The following is a 15,937-nucleotide window of genomic DNA, read 5'->3' on the forward strand; positions in this document are numbered from 1 at the left end:
TGTTTAATTTATTAAATCGAATACGAGTCCAGACATGTCTTCGAGCAATTGCTTTGCAATAATAAATTCAGACTTTGCTGATTCGTAATCAGCCTCAAAATTTGAAGTAATACTTGTGATCCTAACATATTCTGCTACTGGTACAATTCCATTTCTAAATTCTTTTTCGACCATTTCCATATTTACTTTTCCGTTGCCATAGTTTTTAGACTTGATCAACAATAATTTTTGCTTTAGAATAACGTCTTGGTATAGTTTAATAACCGTTTGCCGTATTTCATCTTCTTGAAATGTTGCCATGCTTTTTGCCTCTTCAATCTCTAGTTTTGCTAGTTGGAGCTGATTTTTTCTATTTAAGATGTCAAATACAGGAAATTTTAAATACAACCCTACACTATAATTGTATTGTGTTGAAAGAGTTGAAAAAGCAGTGTTAGAAACCCCATCATCACTATTGGAGAAATTGTTTAAAGTACCGTATCTACCATCAACCTGCACCCCAATATTCCTTGTCCAAAAAATACGTTCAGACTTCAATGTAGATTCTTTTACACCAATATGATGTTTCCTGAATTTAAGCATTGCATTTCTTTTCAATACAGAATCTATAACCACTTTTAGCGGCGGAAAATGAAACTCACTACCTGTTAGTAAAGTGTCTTTATTTTGAACGGTTTGAGCTTGCGTGTTATGCAAGCATAAAACAAAAACACTAATAATGGATATTATTTTAAGTTGTTTTTTCATAATTAAATTAGGGTCAGATCTTAGGCATTAAACAGAACCTTTTTGAAGCAGTGCTGGAATAGTTCTTAGAATGAGTTTCATATCGTACCAAAAGGAATAATTATCTCCCTTAAATTGATCTGCATATTCATTATCCAGACGCATTCTTTCTTCTTCAGACATTTTACCCCCTTTCCCTCTTAATTCTACTTGCCATAAACCTGTAATTCCTGGAGGTGCTAAAAACCGTTTAGATAACTCATCACCTGTTAGCATTTCTGCCTCATAAACCGGCAAAGGTCTGTTGCCTACAATAGACATGTCACCTTTTAACACATTGATCAGTTGAGGTAGCTCGTCAATGCTAGTGTTTCTGATAAACTTACCCACTTTTGTAACTCGAGGATCATCCACAATTTTTACAAAAGTTGAATTATTTTTAGCCGCTTCCTTTTTTTGAACAGTAAACCAATAATCACATATTTCATAGGAATCTAAATACATCATTGGGGAGCATGTTTGTCCTTCGGGTAGCTCGCTACATTTAGGGCAAGGAATATCCAAAGGATTATCTGAAGTCTTTGCCGCTTCTTTTTTATATTGATTTTTTTCAGCGGCTAGCTTTTTAAGCAATTCGTCTGCCCCTGTTCGCATGGATCTTAATTTATAAAAATCAAAGGTTTTTCTACCCACTCGTTTTGAAATATAATATACCTTCCCTTTGGATTCTAGTCTAATGGCTGCGATAACTAGTAATAAAAATGGTGAAGCTACAATAAGTACCGATGAGGCTACAAAAATGTCGAATATGCGTTTTGAAAGTGGCATTTTATACACTTCCTCTCTAAAGTCCTGTAATATTTCTTTTTTGTGTTTGGGCTTCCTGTATTGTAATAAAAATTCTATTCTATTTAAAATAGCACTTGCTGCTGTACTTGAAATCACATAAAAATCATCAATTTGCTTTCTAAATGCTGTTTTATATATCTCAGGATTAAAATCTTTAACAAGCAATATAAAAGGAATGGCATCGTATTCGTTTTGTGCTCTAATCCAATCATATAAAAAAAATCCGTTGTTCCCTGGCAAATTATAATTACAAATTATAGCATCAATTTTTTTGGAAGACTGTAGGTATTTCGTTGCCTTAACACTATTTTCTAAAACAGTTATAGACCAATTTTCAAATTCTTTTTGGTTAAAGTAATCTGCTGTACTCCCGATATATAAAATAGTTAGATTTGAGCTCATGGGGACTTAAATTAAATTGCAAAAAACATCGATTAAGTTTTTACCATTCTAAGGCAAAATGGATCGGGTAAATATTTTTCTTGACCAATTCTTCCAATTCTTCTGGATTGAAGGGTTTGGTTAAATAATCCTGAGCACCCAATCTGTAACACTTTATTCGCTCTTTACTTTCTGCTTTACCAGATAGCATAATAAAAGGCGTATGTTTGGTAAATCCACGTTGTCTGACCTTGGTTAAAAATTCGTATCCATCTATATTGGTCATTTGGATATCACTAATTATTAAATCAGGAAGGCTCTCATCAAGCCATTGAAGTGCTTCTATAGGATCGTGTATTGTTATAACTTCATAATCCTGAGAAAGAAAATTCTGTAACAACAAGCAAATACTTATTTCATCGTCTACTACTAGTATCTTTTTCTTCATAAGTTTAGGTATTAGTTATATTAAAATCATTTTTCATTTGTCTTACCACTTCTTGTGCAACCAACTTCAGAGATGCCACTTTTGCATCTACTTCTGGTGCGGTAATTTCATTGGACAACAAATCTTCGGTAAGAAGGAATTCTTCCGCTAATTCATCCGTTCCAAAATAAGTTAACGTTGGTTTTATCTTATGTGATAATCTAACGATTCTTATAAAATCCTTTTCAATATATGCCGCTTCTATCTCGTTAATGGATTCCATAATTTGTTCAACAAATACTTCAACCATTCGTGAAACTTGTTCTTGATTGCCCCGACACATTTTTTCAACCAATTGAAGACTATACAATTTCATAACAGGAACTTTTTAGTAGTATTCTTTAAAAAACACAATTAAATTATCGATTCAAAAAACTTTATTGTTTCAATTAAGCCCTCTTCCAATTGAATTTTTGGAGACCAGTCTAACTCTTTTTTGGCAATAGTTATATCAGGTTGACGCATCATTGGATCATCAGAAGGCAAAGGCCAGTAGATCAGTTTTGATTTTGAGCCGGTTAATTGTATGACCTTTTCTGCCAATTCAAGAATGGTAAACTCATTTGGATTCCCCACATTGACAGGGCCGGTAAAATGATTGGGAGTAGCCATCAATTGTATCATTCCTTCCACTAAATCATCCACATACTGAAAGCTTCTGGTTTGCTGTCCTTTTCCGTAAATAGTGATATCCTGGTTTTGTAAGGCTTGAACAATAAAATTAGAAACAACCCTTCCGTCATTAGGATCCATTCTTGGACCATACGTATTAAATATTCTTATGATTTTTATCTTAACATTATTCTGTTTGTGATAATCCATAAATAATGTTTCAGCACAGCGCTTGCCTTCATCATAACAAGAGCGCTCCCCGATTGGGTTCACGTGTCCCCAATACGATTCTGGCTGCGGATGTACCAATGGATCTCCATAGACTTCACTAGTCGATGCTTGTAATATTTTAGCATTTACACGTTTAGCAAGTCCAAGCATATTAATAGCCCCCATCACAGAGGTCTTGATGGTTTTTATAGGATTGTGTTGGTAATGTATTGGCGAAGCTGGACAAGCGAGATTGTAAATCTCATCCGTTTCGATAAAGAATGGAGTGGTCACATCGTGACGAATCAATTCAAAATAGGGGTTCTTTAACAAATGAACCACATTCTTTTTTTGCCCAGTAAAAAAATTATCCAAACAATACACCTCATTGCCTTCGTTTAATAGGCGCTCACACAAATGCGAGCCTACAAAACCAGCACCACCAGTTACTAAAATTTTTTTCATTGCCATAACCTGTGTTTTTAAAACCGAATTACTATTTACGAGAGATTACCTATTTTGAAGTATTGACTCCAATACAGAAATAATCAAAACCGTTTTGCTTCATTTCGTCTTTATCGTAAATGTTACGTCCATCAAAAATTGCAGGTCTATGAAGTAATTTTTGAACAATTTTTAGGTTTGGAAATTTGAATTCTGGCCATTCGGTTAGAATTGCCAAGCAGTCCGCATCAATAAGAGTTTCGTATTGATCTTCGTAATACGAAATGGTGTCTCCAAAATGATGTTTCGCTTCATTAATAGCGATTGGATCGTATGCTTTTACTATGGCACCCGCTTTCAGCAGATTATTCACAATATACAAAGAAGGCGCTTCGCGCATATCATCGGTTTGTGGTTTAAAGGAAAGGCCCCACAGCGCAATATTTTTGCCTTTGACATCTCCATTAAAATACTTCATGATTTTATGAAAAAGCACTAATTTTTGGTCATTGTTAACGGCTTCTACTGCTTTTAATACACGTAATTCATAATCGTATTCACCAGCAGTTTTAATTAATGCTTGAACATCTTTAGGAAAACATGACCCACCATAACCTATTCCTGGATATATAAATTTATTTCCAATTCTGGAGTCTGAACCAATTCCTTTACGAACTTTATTAATATCTGCACCAACAATTTCACAAAGATTTGCGATGTCATTTATAAAACTAATTTTTGCCGCAAGCATAGAATTTGCAGCATATTTGGTCATTTCTGCAGAAATAATATCCATAAAAATCACTGGGTGACCATTAAGGGTAAATGGTTTGTATAAACTCTTCATTAGCTCTTCGGCTCTTTCGCTCTCTAAGCCCACTACAATTCTATCAGGTTTTAAGAAATCGTCGATAGCTGCTCCTTCTTTTAGAAATTCGGGATTGGATGCAACATCAAATTTTATGGAAACGTTTCTCTTATCTAACTCTTCTTGCAGCGCCTCTTTTACCTTCTGAGAAGTTCCTACAGGAACAGTACTTTTGGTTACGACTAATAAGTAATCATTAATATATTTTCCGCAATCTCTCGCAACTGCCAATACATATTTTAAGTCGGCGCTACCATCTTCATCGGGTGGCGTACCCACAGAAATAAATAAAACTTCAGAATCAATTAAGGCTTCTTGTATGTTTGTGGTAAAAAGTAATCGCCCTTTTTTCATGTTTCTGGTAATCATATCCTCAAGCCCAGGCTCATAAATAGGGATAATACCCTCGTTAAGCTTGTCTATTTTATTACGGTCTATATCTACACACGTAACATTAATACCAACTTCAGAAAAACAGGCTCCTGTTACAAGACCAACATAGCCACTCCCAACAATAGTTATTTTCATAATATTTAGGTTTTTTATAGATTATTTTAATTTTTTTTGTGCTTCATTTAAAATCAAAACTAATTTCTAATTGCTTTGATCGTAGAAAATAAAAAAATGGTAAAATCAAGACAAAACGGTAATAATATTATCATTAACTCAAATATAATAAAATAAATAGTACAATACCAATTTTATTAACTGAAAATCAAAGGAATACACTACAAAAATTGTCTTTTTAAATTAAATTTCTAAAAAAACAAAATGTCAAAGAATATGATTCTCGTAAACAACCAGTCAATTTTTTAAGATTTAAAATTAGGATTCAAAATTTTTATAATCATGAATACTGAAAAATTAAGTTCATTTAGTATGCTTCATTACACAATAAAAACAAAGCAAACTTCTAAAAATCAAGTATTTAAATACCAATATTCACTTCTCCAAAAAAACTTTCATATTTTTTTGTTTGTCTTTGTAACAATTCTAATGCGATTGTATCCAAAGGGAAACTTTAAAAAAATAACCATGAAAAAAATAATCTTAAGCACCGTTTTATTGTTAATCGCTAGTTTAGCTTTCTCTCAACAGCCAACTTCGTTTCAAGTACAAGTAATCGGAAAAGGAAAACCCGTTATTATGATTCCAGGATATTCTTGTCCTGGCGAAGTTTGGAAAGAAACCGCCGAACAATTGAAAAAAAATTACGAACTACACATTATATCTATTGCAGGATTTGGAGGTACCCCTCCTATCGAAAGCGAACATTTGTTACAAACCGTCAAAGAGGAAATAATCGCTTACACCAAAAACAACCGTTTGAAAAAACCATCTCTCATCGGTCATAGTTTGGGCGCTTTCTTAACCCTATGGATTCAAAGTCAAGCCCCCGATTTGTTTGGAAAAAGCATTTGCGTAGACGGACTTCCATTCTTAACGGCAATGGGAAAACCCAATACCACAGCTGACGACGTAAAAAAAATGCCTCAATTTGACAAAAAAGCAGTGGTAGCTAATTTCAAAAGTTTACCAAACGAAGGCTATATCGAAAATATGACCAAAAGCATGCTCTACCAAGTGTCCGACAGCTTGCGAGCCAAAGCGATTGCAAAATGGAGCTTTGATAGTGATCGCACTACTTTAGGAAGTACTTTGGTCGAATTATCGACCACTGATTTACGAGGAGAACTTGCCAAAATAAAACAACCTAATTTAGTTTTAACCAGTTTTTGGGGTACAAAAGAAACCAGCGAAAAAGAATACAATTTGCAATATGCCCTTCTCAAAAACAAAACCATCAAAGTAGCCCAAGCCAAACATTTTATTATGTACGACACACCCGAGTGGTTTTACAACGAAATTGAACTATTTTTAAACGCTAAATCATAAAAAAAGTGCCCGAAACAACTTTTAATTTCGAAAACATATACGCCACATATTCCCAAAAAGTCCTGCGCCTCTGTTTGGGATATACTGGAGACGCGATGCAAGCCGATGATTTACTTCAAGAAATTTTCATCAAAGTATGGGAAAACCAGAGCAAGTTTAGAGGAGAATCACAAATCAGTACTTGGATTTATAGAATCGCTGTTAATACCTGTTTACTACACATTCGGAGTACCAAAAACAAAAATAACGTCGCTATCAATACCGACCTTACCAAAATCTTCGAAGAACAAAACGACAAGGAGCAACAAATTAACTTGCTGTACCAATGCATCAGCCAGTTGAACGAAGCCGATAGAGTCATTATAACCCTTCTACTCGAAGAAGTAAGTTATAAAGAAATTGCAGAGGTAACCGCGCTCTCCGAAGGTAATCTTCGAGTAAAAATACATCGCATCAAACAACAACTAAGCGAAATATATGCAAAATATGAAAGACTTTAACGACATACAAAACCTATGGAAAAATCAGGAAACCAAAGCCGTTCCAGATGCTTCTGCCATAATCAACAAAGCGAAAAAAACTAAAAAAGAATACAACACCAAGATTAGCATTCAAATAACAGCTTTAGTTTTAGCACTCATCACCCTGATTTGGATACTCTTCAGCATCACCTTCCAATCCATTACGACTTATATTGGGTTAATAACAATGATACTTTGCATCGGCGTTTTCTCAATCGCACGTGGCAAACTAATATACCTATTAAAAAAGATAGATTTCACCTCAAACCCTTCACATTCTCTTGAGCAATTAGAAAAAGTATACCAATACCAAAAATGGATCAATACCAAGTTGACCAAAGCCTACTTTCTATTCATCAGCCTCGCGATGGGATTGTATTTTATCGAAGTCATCCATCCTTTTTCTCTAGGCATACAACTAATAATCATTGGATTAACCCTCACTTGGTTTCTTTTTACCTATTTCTATTTAGGCAAAAAACAACAAGAAAAAGAAAACCAGCGAATCGAATCCATTATTGCATCAATCCAACAAATAGAAATTAATTTTAATCAACCATGATACCAATCAGGAGCGAAAGAACAGGCATTTCCAGCCAACAAAGTTCCCGCTCTCCGCTATATCTTTTGTACAGCTCTCGCTGCACAAAAGGATGCCGCTGCGATCGGGGCTAGAGAGCCCCACAGGGTTTTCTATTAGGATACAAAAAAAGCGACAACAAAAAAGATTTGTTGTCGCTTATGAAGTAGGATTAAAAATTTACTTAATCACTGCATTTATTTTTTCCCAAAGTGCGCTGTCAAAACCCGAAAGTGCAAAATTAGGATTCGCAGGATCCGAAGCATCCCCCATTCGTATCACCACCATATTCTTACTCGGAATCACATAAATACGTTGGTCCTCTGCTCCCATCGCGGCATACATATCAGCGGGTGCATTGGGTACCAAAGCCCCTTGATAAACCGTTTGTCCTCCAGGAACCATATACTTAGACTTTCCATTCAACCACCACAAATAACCATAAGACGGATTAATAGTTTGCGATGTACTGATACTTTCCTTAAAGTAGGTTTCATTAATGATTTGCTCATCATTCCATTTACCATTATTAAGTGCCAAAAGCCCAAATCTAGCCATACTTCTGGTAGAACTGTTATAAATCTTAAAAATGGCTCCGTAGTTCCAAAAACCATCCATCCCAATTTTATTTTTCAATTTGGTATTGAAATACACTTCAAAATCTTGTTTACTAGCCGCAGCCACCACATCCATTAATTTCTGAAACACATTATGATACGACCATCTTGTTCCAGCATCGGCCAAATACGTTAAATTGGATTTTATGACCAATTCACTTGCATCATTCAAACCAGAACTCATGGTTAATAAATGTCGCGACGTAATTAGATTCTCTTTGTCTAGCGTTTCACTAGTCCAACCTGTACCTAAATATTGTGACGCTTTGTTGTTAATGCTAAGTAAACCTTCTTGCTGCGCTATTCCCGTTGTAGTAGCTACTAATGTCTTTCCTGCGCTATTCCATTGCCAAGTAGCCGCTGCCGTATGTCCGTTAAAGTATTCTTCCATTACGATTCTTCCATTGACTAGAATCATAAAGGATTTGGTGTTTTTTTGTGCCAAGTAGTCTTTTAAGGGCTGAACCGCGCTTTGGTTCCATCCCAAACTGGCTATGGATTTCGTTTCCCAAGTGCTTCCTGTTGTGGGTGGAAAATAAAAAGCTTCCGTAGGATTTTGCGGGGTGTCGTCTCCTTTGTCGCATCCAACAAACAAAAGAGAGAGCAAAAGTAATGGTAAGTATTTCATAATTATCGTTTTGGGTTACTGGTTCGTTTCATATATAGACTTTTCAAATCTAAAAAGGTTTAACATTTTTTTTAGATTTAAAAAAACTTAAAGCCCTTTTAAAAACTATCCCTGAAAATCTCCACAATCGTGGACTTTAAACTGAGGTAATTTTTTCTTTGACGTAAAAAAAATACTCGTTCTGAATCCCACTTTGGTTATTCGACTGCCTTCTACTTTCAATTGATAAACACCTTCTTTTTCTATTTTAGCAAAAATCTATCGGCTGTTAGGCGTACCAATAATCAATTGATTGCTGATGTGCTTAACAAATAACACCTTCAAGACAACGGATTGAGTAGCATCGCAAACATTGGTAAAAACAAGCTTTTGTCTTGAAATTTTGAGGTTTGCCAAATCACAATCGTAACAATTTCCTTGAAAATCGAGCCCGTATTTTTCAGAAAACTTTTTACTTTTTTGTTTCAAAACTGCAATAGGGACTAGCGTATCGGCTGTTAGTTCCTCTACAGTCAACGGTAAAAAAGGTTTTGGAATTGCTATTGTTTTAGGAGTGCTTCTTTCAGAAACTATAGTTTTCTTTGTAGCAAAACCAAAACTTAAAAACAAGAGTAACAGTAAACAAGGTTTCAACATAATTATAGCTTTAGATTGGGTCTTCCAAATATAGTAATAACCCAAAACCCTCCACTATAACAATATTTTTATTTTTGTATACTACAAAAAAAAAATACCCCCAAACAACTGATGTCATTTGAGGGTTTGAAAAAGATACCACACCTTTTCCTATTACATTCTTTTCAATTTCTTAAAAAGAACCACAAACATTTCCTGTGAATGTTGCTCCCGCTCCCGCTGAAACATCGGCCTTAACCGCTGATGCTGCAAGCGTTGGAATAGAGTATGGAGGTGTAAACGCCGTGTTACTTCCAGCTGTATTTCCTGTAGTGTTGGTAAAAATATTTCCAACAGCTGTAACTGCTGTATATCCAGTCATCAAATCGATTGGTGTTTTTACATTTTCAAATACGTTGTTCTCTACGCGAATATTTGCTTCAAAACCAGCGGCTACACACTTATTACTCACACTACTACTGAAATAATTATTAATGATATGCACCCTTCCAAAACGAACTCTTGGCATTCTTTCTTTACAACCACTAGCCCACCAGCAACGAGCGAAAGTAATTCTCAATTTACCGCGATCAGCAGTTGCTCCATCGCTAGAACCAATTAAGTTAGAGTATCTGTGATCGTCTGAACCTCCAGAACCTCCCGCTCTTGGTGGTTTCAAATAAGTGAATTTACAATAAGAAACTGTAACATAATCGGATTGGTTTTTGATATCAAAATTTCCATCAACTCCATCTCTAAATTCGCAGTGGTCTACCCAAACGTTCTGACAATTATCGATGATGGCGTTGTCCCAACCATCCGTATCATAGGCTCCAGGTCCTTCAAAAATCAAATTTCGGATGATGATATTTTTACATCTTTTGATATTCAAAATTCCAGAGTTGGCTTTGGTTTGATCAGTAGATACCAATTTGGCTCCACTAGCTCCATAAATAGTTTTTCCGGTTTGATCCTGAAAAGCAATTCTACCCGTTGAAGTAGCTGGAATTGTAATTGTTCCTGTCACTTTGATTACTTTCACAGCCGTATTCTCGATAGCAGCTTTTAATTGAGCGTAATTCGTTACCACTGTTTCAGCTGCGCTACCTCCTCCGGTAGTCCCTCCGTTTTGCGAAGCCCAACCTGGAACGGCTGTGCAATCCCCAACTCTTAAGGTAGAAGCTGTAGTGGTTTTTGGTACCAAATTCTCCTCTGCATTTACCTCAGCGTTCGTTTCCATAACGGCCTCATCAGAATTGCAACTTACCCATCCCCAAAAAAGGCTTAGCACAAAAACAGCCTTAATAATTCTTACTTTCATAATAGTTTTTTTTAATGTTAATGACATATTTTAAGCATTACAAAATAAATCACAAAAAAGTTCAAAAAAATTGAACAAGTTCAACAATTGTTATAAATTTTTTAATTTTTATTTTTTTATTGTTTATTATATTGAAGATAATATAATTTTCATATTTTTACGCAATCGATTACACAACCTACTGTTTTTCGATAAAAAGAATCCTTAGCCTAATTTAAACTTGAAAAACCCCAAACCATGTACGAATTACTAAGACAGAATATTGAAACCAAAATCCCACTCACACAAGACGAATGGGAATTGATTATCAACAAAGTCGAACGTTTTACCTTGAAGAAAAATGACTTCTTGCAAATTCAGGACTCTAACAGCAAATACGAAGGTTTTGTTTTGAAAGGATCGTTTAAAATTTACACTTTGAAAGAAAACGGAACAGAAAGTATCCTATTTTTTGCTTTTGATACCGATTGGATTTGCGATGTAGAAAGTTTTTACCATCAAAAACCAACCAAATTCAACATCAAAGCGCTAGAAGACAGCGAAATATTGGTCATTAATAAAACGAACAAAAAAAAATTATTTCAGGAAGTCCCTAAATTGATTCAATTTCACACTATGATGGTAGAAAAAACCAATATCATCATGCAAGAAAGACTTTTGGATGTTTTGAACAAAACCTCTAAACAGCGCTATATGGAGTTCATCAAAAAATACCCGCACAAAACACAGCAAATCAACAACAGAAACCTGTCATCCTATTTGGGTGTATCGCATGAATTCTTGTCGAAAATCAAAAAAACCATATAGCAGGTGGTGACATTAACATAAAAAAACAGCAACCGATATATCAATCCGATTGCTGTTTTTTTTTATTGTTTATAAATCTTAGTCTTAATCCAAAGGGAAACAAAGACAAGTTTTAGGTTATTCTATCTAGATCTCTTTACCCCAGATTGTGCATTAAAAATCTACTACAACTAAATTACTTCTTCATTTTTATATTTTTAAATGGAATTCAGCGACCTTTGTTTCCTTCTTCAAAAAAAGTTCGTGAACTCTTGCTTTCATTGAATAATTCAGTCTCACTTCGTAGTCTAATACGGATCTGGGGTTTATTCAATGTTGATCCTACTCACACAACGAAATACTGGTTGTTGGAGGATGGCTTTTATTTCTTATCTATTTTAGATAGTGCTCTCCATGCAAAACTTTTATGAATTATTTTCCATGTCCCTTGATATTTAAGTAAAAGAAAGTAATCGGTATAAATTCGTTGCCTTTCGGGCATCAAAATTTCTACTTTTGCAATGGCAGCATCATTCTCTATGTCAATGAAAAGAATACGACCTATTCGGTTCGTCTTTTCGCCTTCTTTGATATTGCTACTATAATCTTGCCCTTTCCAAACTCTCAATGTATCTTTTACGACGGAGTACAAGTTAAAATCGGGATGAAAAGCCTTTTTCAACCTTTCTGGCTGACCATTTGCCGTTCCTTCTATATAGTGCTTCAAAGTTTCTTCAATCTGGTTTATTTCCGATTTGTTATATGACGCTTGGGCAAAAGTCGCTCGTTGCAATAGTACCATTACTACTAAATAAGCAATCTTAGTGTACTTCATGTCTTTACATTTTAAAGTTAATTATAGATTTTTTCAAAAAATAAATTCTTAATCCTGTCCGAGTTTATATAAAATCCTGTAATTTTTTGTTGCTTATCTCGAACAAATCGAATACTACCAAAACTTCTGATATTACTTAAAAATAGATCCACTTGAATAGGCGTAAAGTCAATTACGGGTTGACTTTTGTTGCTTGTGCATAAGCCTTTTTCATTTTGCGACACTATGTAAGATGCCTTTAATGCTTTGTTGTAAAATGTTCCCGTGTAGGTACTCAATTCTGTGGCAGATATATTTAGCGGTTTGTAGACTTCAAATACATAGTCATCACTTTTCCCAGAGGTATAAATCATTTTCATTTTTCCATCTTCTTTACGAAATTTCACCATTACAACATCATCACTTTCGAGTATCATCTGGAAAATATTTTCTGATAAAGGCAACAATTTACTTTCGCTACTAGTACCAATACTTTGATAGTATAAAGCATCATTTTTTACATATACCCTTCGAGCTGACGCTCTATCATTGTCCCAATAGTAACCACTGTAGCTTTCTAATTGCTGGGGTGACATTTTTATACTTTTAACTTTAGTAAAATCAATGTTTTCTGGTTCTGGAAAATCAATTCCCAACACTTCCTGTGCCATTCTCATAGCAAGACTACCGTTATACCTGATGTTGTTTCCGAGCACAAATGCCGTAACTTTTTGGTTAGGAAATATGAAAATATTACTAGCATAACCGCCCTCTAAACCAAAAGTCCAAATTTTTGGCAGACCTCGTTCTGAGTGTTCATACTGTTGTCCATAAATTAGTCTTCCAGATGTTGGTCTAAAAGTTGTTTTTCCATCATTTAATGTAACTGGAGACCTTAGCTTTTCTATCATCTTTTTGCTACCGACTTTTGGATTCTCAAAATTGAGATACCAACGGCTCATATCCGCCGCAGAAGTATAAAGATTGGTTGTTCCAACAATAGAATAGTTGATCGGATTATATTTAAATCCGTTTTTACTACTTTGATACGAAATAGCTATGTTGGGAATAATCTTTTCATGGTCATCTAAAAACAAAGTATTGTTCATTTTCAAAGGTTGAAAAATATGTTCTTGCGAAAACTCTGCAAGTGTTTGACCTGTAACTTGTTTTATTATTTCAGCTAATAAAATAAAACCAGAACTAGTCTGTGAAAACTTTGTCCCTGGTACATAATCTAATTCTTTTTGTAAGAAAATTAAATCCAAAGCATCTTTTTGTGTAAACACATCCTTCTCTCTCCAACCAGTAATTTCTTTTAAAGACATAAAGTCGTGCAAACCACTAGACTGACTTAATAAATGTTTGATCGTAATCTTATGTCCGAAATCATTTAATCGTGGTATGTATTTACGCACATCATCTGCTAATGACAGCTTTCCTTGGTCTTCCAAAAGGAGTATTGCAAAGGCAGTAAATTGCTTAGCCATAGCACCAATTTGAAATTGCGTATCTTCATTAATCGGGATTTCGTCATTTAGATTAGCACTGCCAAAACCTTTTAAATAGACAATTTTTCCGTCTTTTAGAAGACCAGCCGCCACACCTAATTTATTTGGCATATTGTCCCATTCAGAAAAAACTTTGTCGATTTTTTTAATTGTTGTTTGTGGAATTGAAAATTTGTTTTTTTCGATAAGTTTGATGATTTCGGAAGTCATCTTTGATGCAGAACTGGGGTCTTGCCCGGTTACAAATCGTCCATCCACCACATAAAAACTTTCCCCCAAATTATCAGCATATACAAAATTGCCTTCATTGTTTTTTATAGCTTCATCCATGGCGAAAGGAAACGTTTTGTAATATTCCTCTGCTTTATCTTCAAATTTATCCGCAAAGCCTGTTATTTTTTTGCCGCTATAAAGGGATTTCCCATTATCGTCTTTTAGATATGCTAAACCTGCAGTACCGTGGCAAATTGCTGAAACAATACCGTTGTCGTTGAAAATTTGTCTTGCAAGATTTTGAATGGCAATATTTTCAGCTATACCAAACATAGCGGCACCACCACCTCCATATAAAATAGCACTATAATTTTGGGCAACAACATCAAGAGGCTTCAAGGTATTTTTGAGTTTATTCATAAAAAAACTGTTGTAAAGGTATTTTTTATGAATGCTATCTGAAGCATTAATATACCCGATTGGAACAGCTCCACCCTTAGGACTTACAAAATCTACAGTATAACCTTCCCTGGTAAAAATATCATAGGGCACTACTATCTCACCAAAATGGTTGGAAGCTTTAACTTTTGATTTTCCATAGTAATCTTGGTTCGAAACGACAAATAGGATTTTATTTTGTGAAAAAACCAATGTAGGGGACAAGCAAAAACAAGTGCTTATCAAAAAAAATAACCTTAATTTAAAAATTGTTCTGTACATATTTTGCATTGTTTTAATTTTTAATAATCTGTGCAAATATGTAGCGATAAAAAGGTTTAGAAGTTTTATTTTATGGTTTTGGAGTTCGAGTTTATAAAACCGAACTCATTCTGAAAGCCTCTTTGGTATTCGGTGGGAGTTTGACCTGTTATTTTTTTAAAGGTTGTAAAAAAAGTTGATTTTGAATTAAAGCCACACTCATAGCCTAAAGCTTCCATTGTATAATTGGTTTTAGTCTGAAGCAAAGATTTTGCTTTTTCAATTCTAAATTCATTGATAAAAACATTGAAAGACTTATTTAGTTTTTCATTTAGATATTGTGACAATTGGTGTTTATTGATCTTTACTTCTTTTGCAGTATCATCCAAGGTAAGATTTGGATTAAGAAAGAGTTCTTTTTCAGCTATAAAAAGTATTTTTTGCTGTATGGCTTCTATAGTTATAGCGTCAAGCTCCTTGTTTTGGTACCTTTCTTTTTCTTGAAAAAAAGTAGATGCATGTTTATTCTTGAAAACAAAAAGCAAAATAATTAGATATAGAATGAATGTAAAGGATAAAGCCCCAACGATATAAGAGGTATATGCTGCTGTAGAATAAGCCAAACAAATAAACGCAACGCCTAAATAGATACTTAGTAACCAAATATCCATCTTGGATAAGCTTTGTTTCTTTTTGAGTTTATAAAAAACAGGGGAAATATATTTTATAGAAATAACTATATATATAAACCATTGAATATAGATGCCTTTTACAATCCAGCTACTCCAAATCACTTGGTGTTCAACATATGGATAGGATAATCCTAAAACGATAGTTCCTATTAAGTAAGGAAATATGTGAATAATCCAACTTATTTTTTCATTATCAGACTGAGATTTTAGATATAAATAAAGAAAAGGACCAATCAATATACAAGCAGAAAGTCCAATCTGAATAAAAGTGTTTGATAGTTGGGGATTAAAATAGAAAAAAACAGACTTAATTATTCTTATACTTAACGTCAAAAGCAAAAATACCAAGAAGTAATTTGAAAATTTTCTCTTGTTAGCATTAATAGCAAAATAAACTGAAAGTATAAAACCATTAAATGCACCTAATGCACTGAAAAAAAAGAGCATTTGATTGTTCATATATTTTA

General features: G+C 34.3%; 16 protein-coding genes. 4 read left to right on the top strand and 12 right to left on the bottom strand.

Annotated elements, in window-relative coordinates; translation table 11 throughout:
* Nucleotides 1–3 precede the first annotated feature (3 nt).
* The 6 genes from WFZ86_RS03140 to WFZ86_RS03165 are packed head-to-tail and all read right to left on the bottom strand — an operon-like array spanning nt 4 to nt 5,105.
* The gene (locus WFZ86_RS03140; RefSeq protein WP_342690571.1) at nt 4–747 is read right to left on the bottom strand and encodes a TolC family protein; all 744 of its coding nucleotides are present in this window, start codon (nt 745–747) and stop codon (nt 4–6) included.
* A 27-nt stretch (nt 748–774) separates the two neighbouring features.
* Nucleotides 775–1,977 carry a sugar transferase gene (locus tag WFZ86_RS03145; protein ID WP_342690572.1) on the bottom strand — a complete coding sequence of 401 codons (1,203 nt, stop codon included), beginning with the start codon at nt 1,975–1,977 and terminating at the stop codon, nt 775–777.
* A 40-nt stretch (nt 1,978–2,017) separates the two neighbouring features.
* Nucleotides 2,018–2,404, bottom strand: a complete 387-nt coding sequence (locus tag WFZ86_RS03150) for a response regulator (RefSeq protein ID WP_342690573.1) — start codon at nt 2,402–2,404, stop codon at nt 2,018–2,020.
* 4 nt (nt 2,405–2,408) lie between these two features.
* Nucleotides 2,409–2,759, bottom strand: coding sequence for an Hpt domain-containing protein (locus WFZ86_RS03155; RefSeq protein ID WP_342690574.1), 351 nt, complete (start codon nt 2,757–2,759; stop codon nt 2,409–2,411).
* Between the two features lie 38 nt (nt 2,760–2,797).
* The gene (locus tag WFZ86_RS03160) at nt 2,798–3,730 is read right to left on the bottom strand and encodes a UDP-glucuronic acid decarboxylase family protein (protein ID WP_342690643.1); all 933 of its coding nucleotides are present in this window, start codon (nt 3,728–3,730) and stop codon (nt 2,798–2,800) included.
* 49 nt (nt 3,731–3,779) lie between these two features.
* The gene (locus WFZ86_RS03165) at nt 3,780–5,105 is read right to left on the bottom strand and encodes a UDP-glucose dehydrogenase family protein (protein WP_342690575.1); all 1,326 of its coding nucleotides are present in this window, start codon (nt 5,103–5,105) and stop codon (nt 3,780–3,782) included.
* 507 nt (nt 5,106–5,612) lie between these two features.
* Between WFZ86_RS03165 and WFZ86_RS03170 the strand changes: the two genes are divergently transcribed.
* Genes WFZ86_RS03170 through WFZ86_RS03180 form a run of 3 tightly spaced genes read left to right on the top strand, consistent with a single transcriptional unit; the run spans nt 5,613 to nt 7,556 of the window.
* Nucleotides 5,613–6,473 (top strand): alpha/beta fold hydrolase, encoded by an 861-nt coding sequence (locus tag WFZ86_RS03170; RefSeq protein WP_342690576.1) that lies wholly within the window; start codon nt 5,613–5,615, stop codon nt 6,471–6,473.
* Between the two features lie 5 nt (nt 6,474–6,478).
* On the top strand, nt 6,479–6,973 hold the full coding sequence (locus WFZ86_RS03175; RefSeq protein WP_342690577.1) for an RNA polymerase sigma factor: 495 nt from the start codon (nt 6,479–6,481) through the stop codon (nt 6,971–6,973).
* A complete protein-coding gene (locus WFZ86_RS03180; protein ID WP_342690578.1) occupies nt 6,960–7,556 on the top strand; it encodes a reticulon family protein in 597 nt (198 codons plus the stop codon). The genes WFZ86_RS03175 and WFZ86_RS03180 overlap by 14 nt, the downstream gene beginning before the upstream one ends.
* Before the next feature lie 198 nt (nt 7,557–7,754).
* Here WFZ86_RS03180 and WFZ86_RS03185 read toward each other — a convergent pair whose 3' ends face one another.
* From WFZ86_RS03185 to WFZ86_RS03195, 3 genes are all read right to left on the bottom strand, one after another.
* On the bottom strand, nt 7,755–8,819 hold the full coding sequence (locus tag WFZ86_RS03185) for a serine hydrolase domain-containing protein (protein WP_342690579.1): 1,065 nt from the start codon (nt 8,817–8,819) through the stop codon (nt 7,755–7,757).
* A gap of 258 nt (nt 8,820–9,077) precedes the next feature.
* Nucleotides 9,078–9,455, bottom strand: a complete 378-nt coding sequence (locus WFZ86_RS03190) for a hypothetical protein (protein WP_342690580.1) — start codon at nt 9,453–9,455, stop codon at nt 9,078–9,080.
* Nucleotides 9,456–9,627: 172 nt separating this feature from the next.
* Nucleotides 9,628–10,755, bottom strand: a complete 1,128-nt coding sequence (locus tag WFZ86_RS03195) for a pectate lyase family protein (protein WP_342690581.1) — start codon at nt 10,753–10,755, stop codon at nt 9,628–9,630.
* A 237-nt stretch (nt 10,756–10,992) separates the two neighbouring features.
* On the opposite strand from WFZ86_RS03195, the gene WFZ86_RS03200 reads away from it, so the two are divergent.
* A complete protein-coding gene (locus tag WFZ86_RS03200; RefSeq protein WP_342690582.1) occupies nt 10,993–11,562 on the top strand; it encodes a Crp/Fnr family transcriptional regulator in 570 nt (189 codons plus the stop codon).
* Between the two features lie 361 nt (nt 11,563–11,923).
* Here the strand turns inward: WFZ86_RS03200 and WFZ86_RS03205 are convergent, their stop codons facing one another.
* The 3 genes from WFZ86_RS03205 to WFZ86_RS03215 all read right to left on the bottom strand — a co-directional run bounded on the left by WFZ86_RS03205 (nt 11,924) and on the right by WFZ86_RS03215 (nt 15,929).
* A complete protein-coding gene (locus tag WFZ86_RS03205; RefSeq protein ID WP_342690583.1) occupies nt 11,924–12,376 on the bottom strand; it encodes a nuclear transport factor 2 family protein in 453 nt (150 codons plus the stop codon).
* A 17-nt stretch (nt 12,377–12,393) separates the two neighbouring features.
* Complete coding sequence (locus WFZ86_RS03210; protein ID WP_342690584.1) at nt 12,394–14,742, bottom strand: serine hydrolase; 2,349 nt, start codon at nt 14,740–14,742, stop codon at nt 12,394–12,396.
* Nucleotides 14,743–14,864: 122 nt separating this feature from the next.
* Complete coding sequence (locus WFZ86_RS03215; RefSeq protein ID WP_342690585.1) at nt 14,865–15,929, bottom strand: helix-turn-helix domain-containing protein; 1,065 nt, start codon at nt 15,927–15,929, stop codon at nt 14,865–14,867.
* Between the last annotated feature and the right edge of the window lie 8 nt (nt 15,930–15,937).

This window comes from Flavobacterium polysaccharolyticum (genome assembly GCF_038739875.1).
Lineage (GTDB): Bacteria > Bacteroidota > Bacteroidia > Flavobacteriales > Flavobacteriaceae > Flavobacterium > Flavobacterium polysaccharolyticum.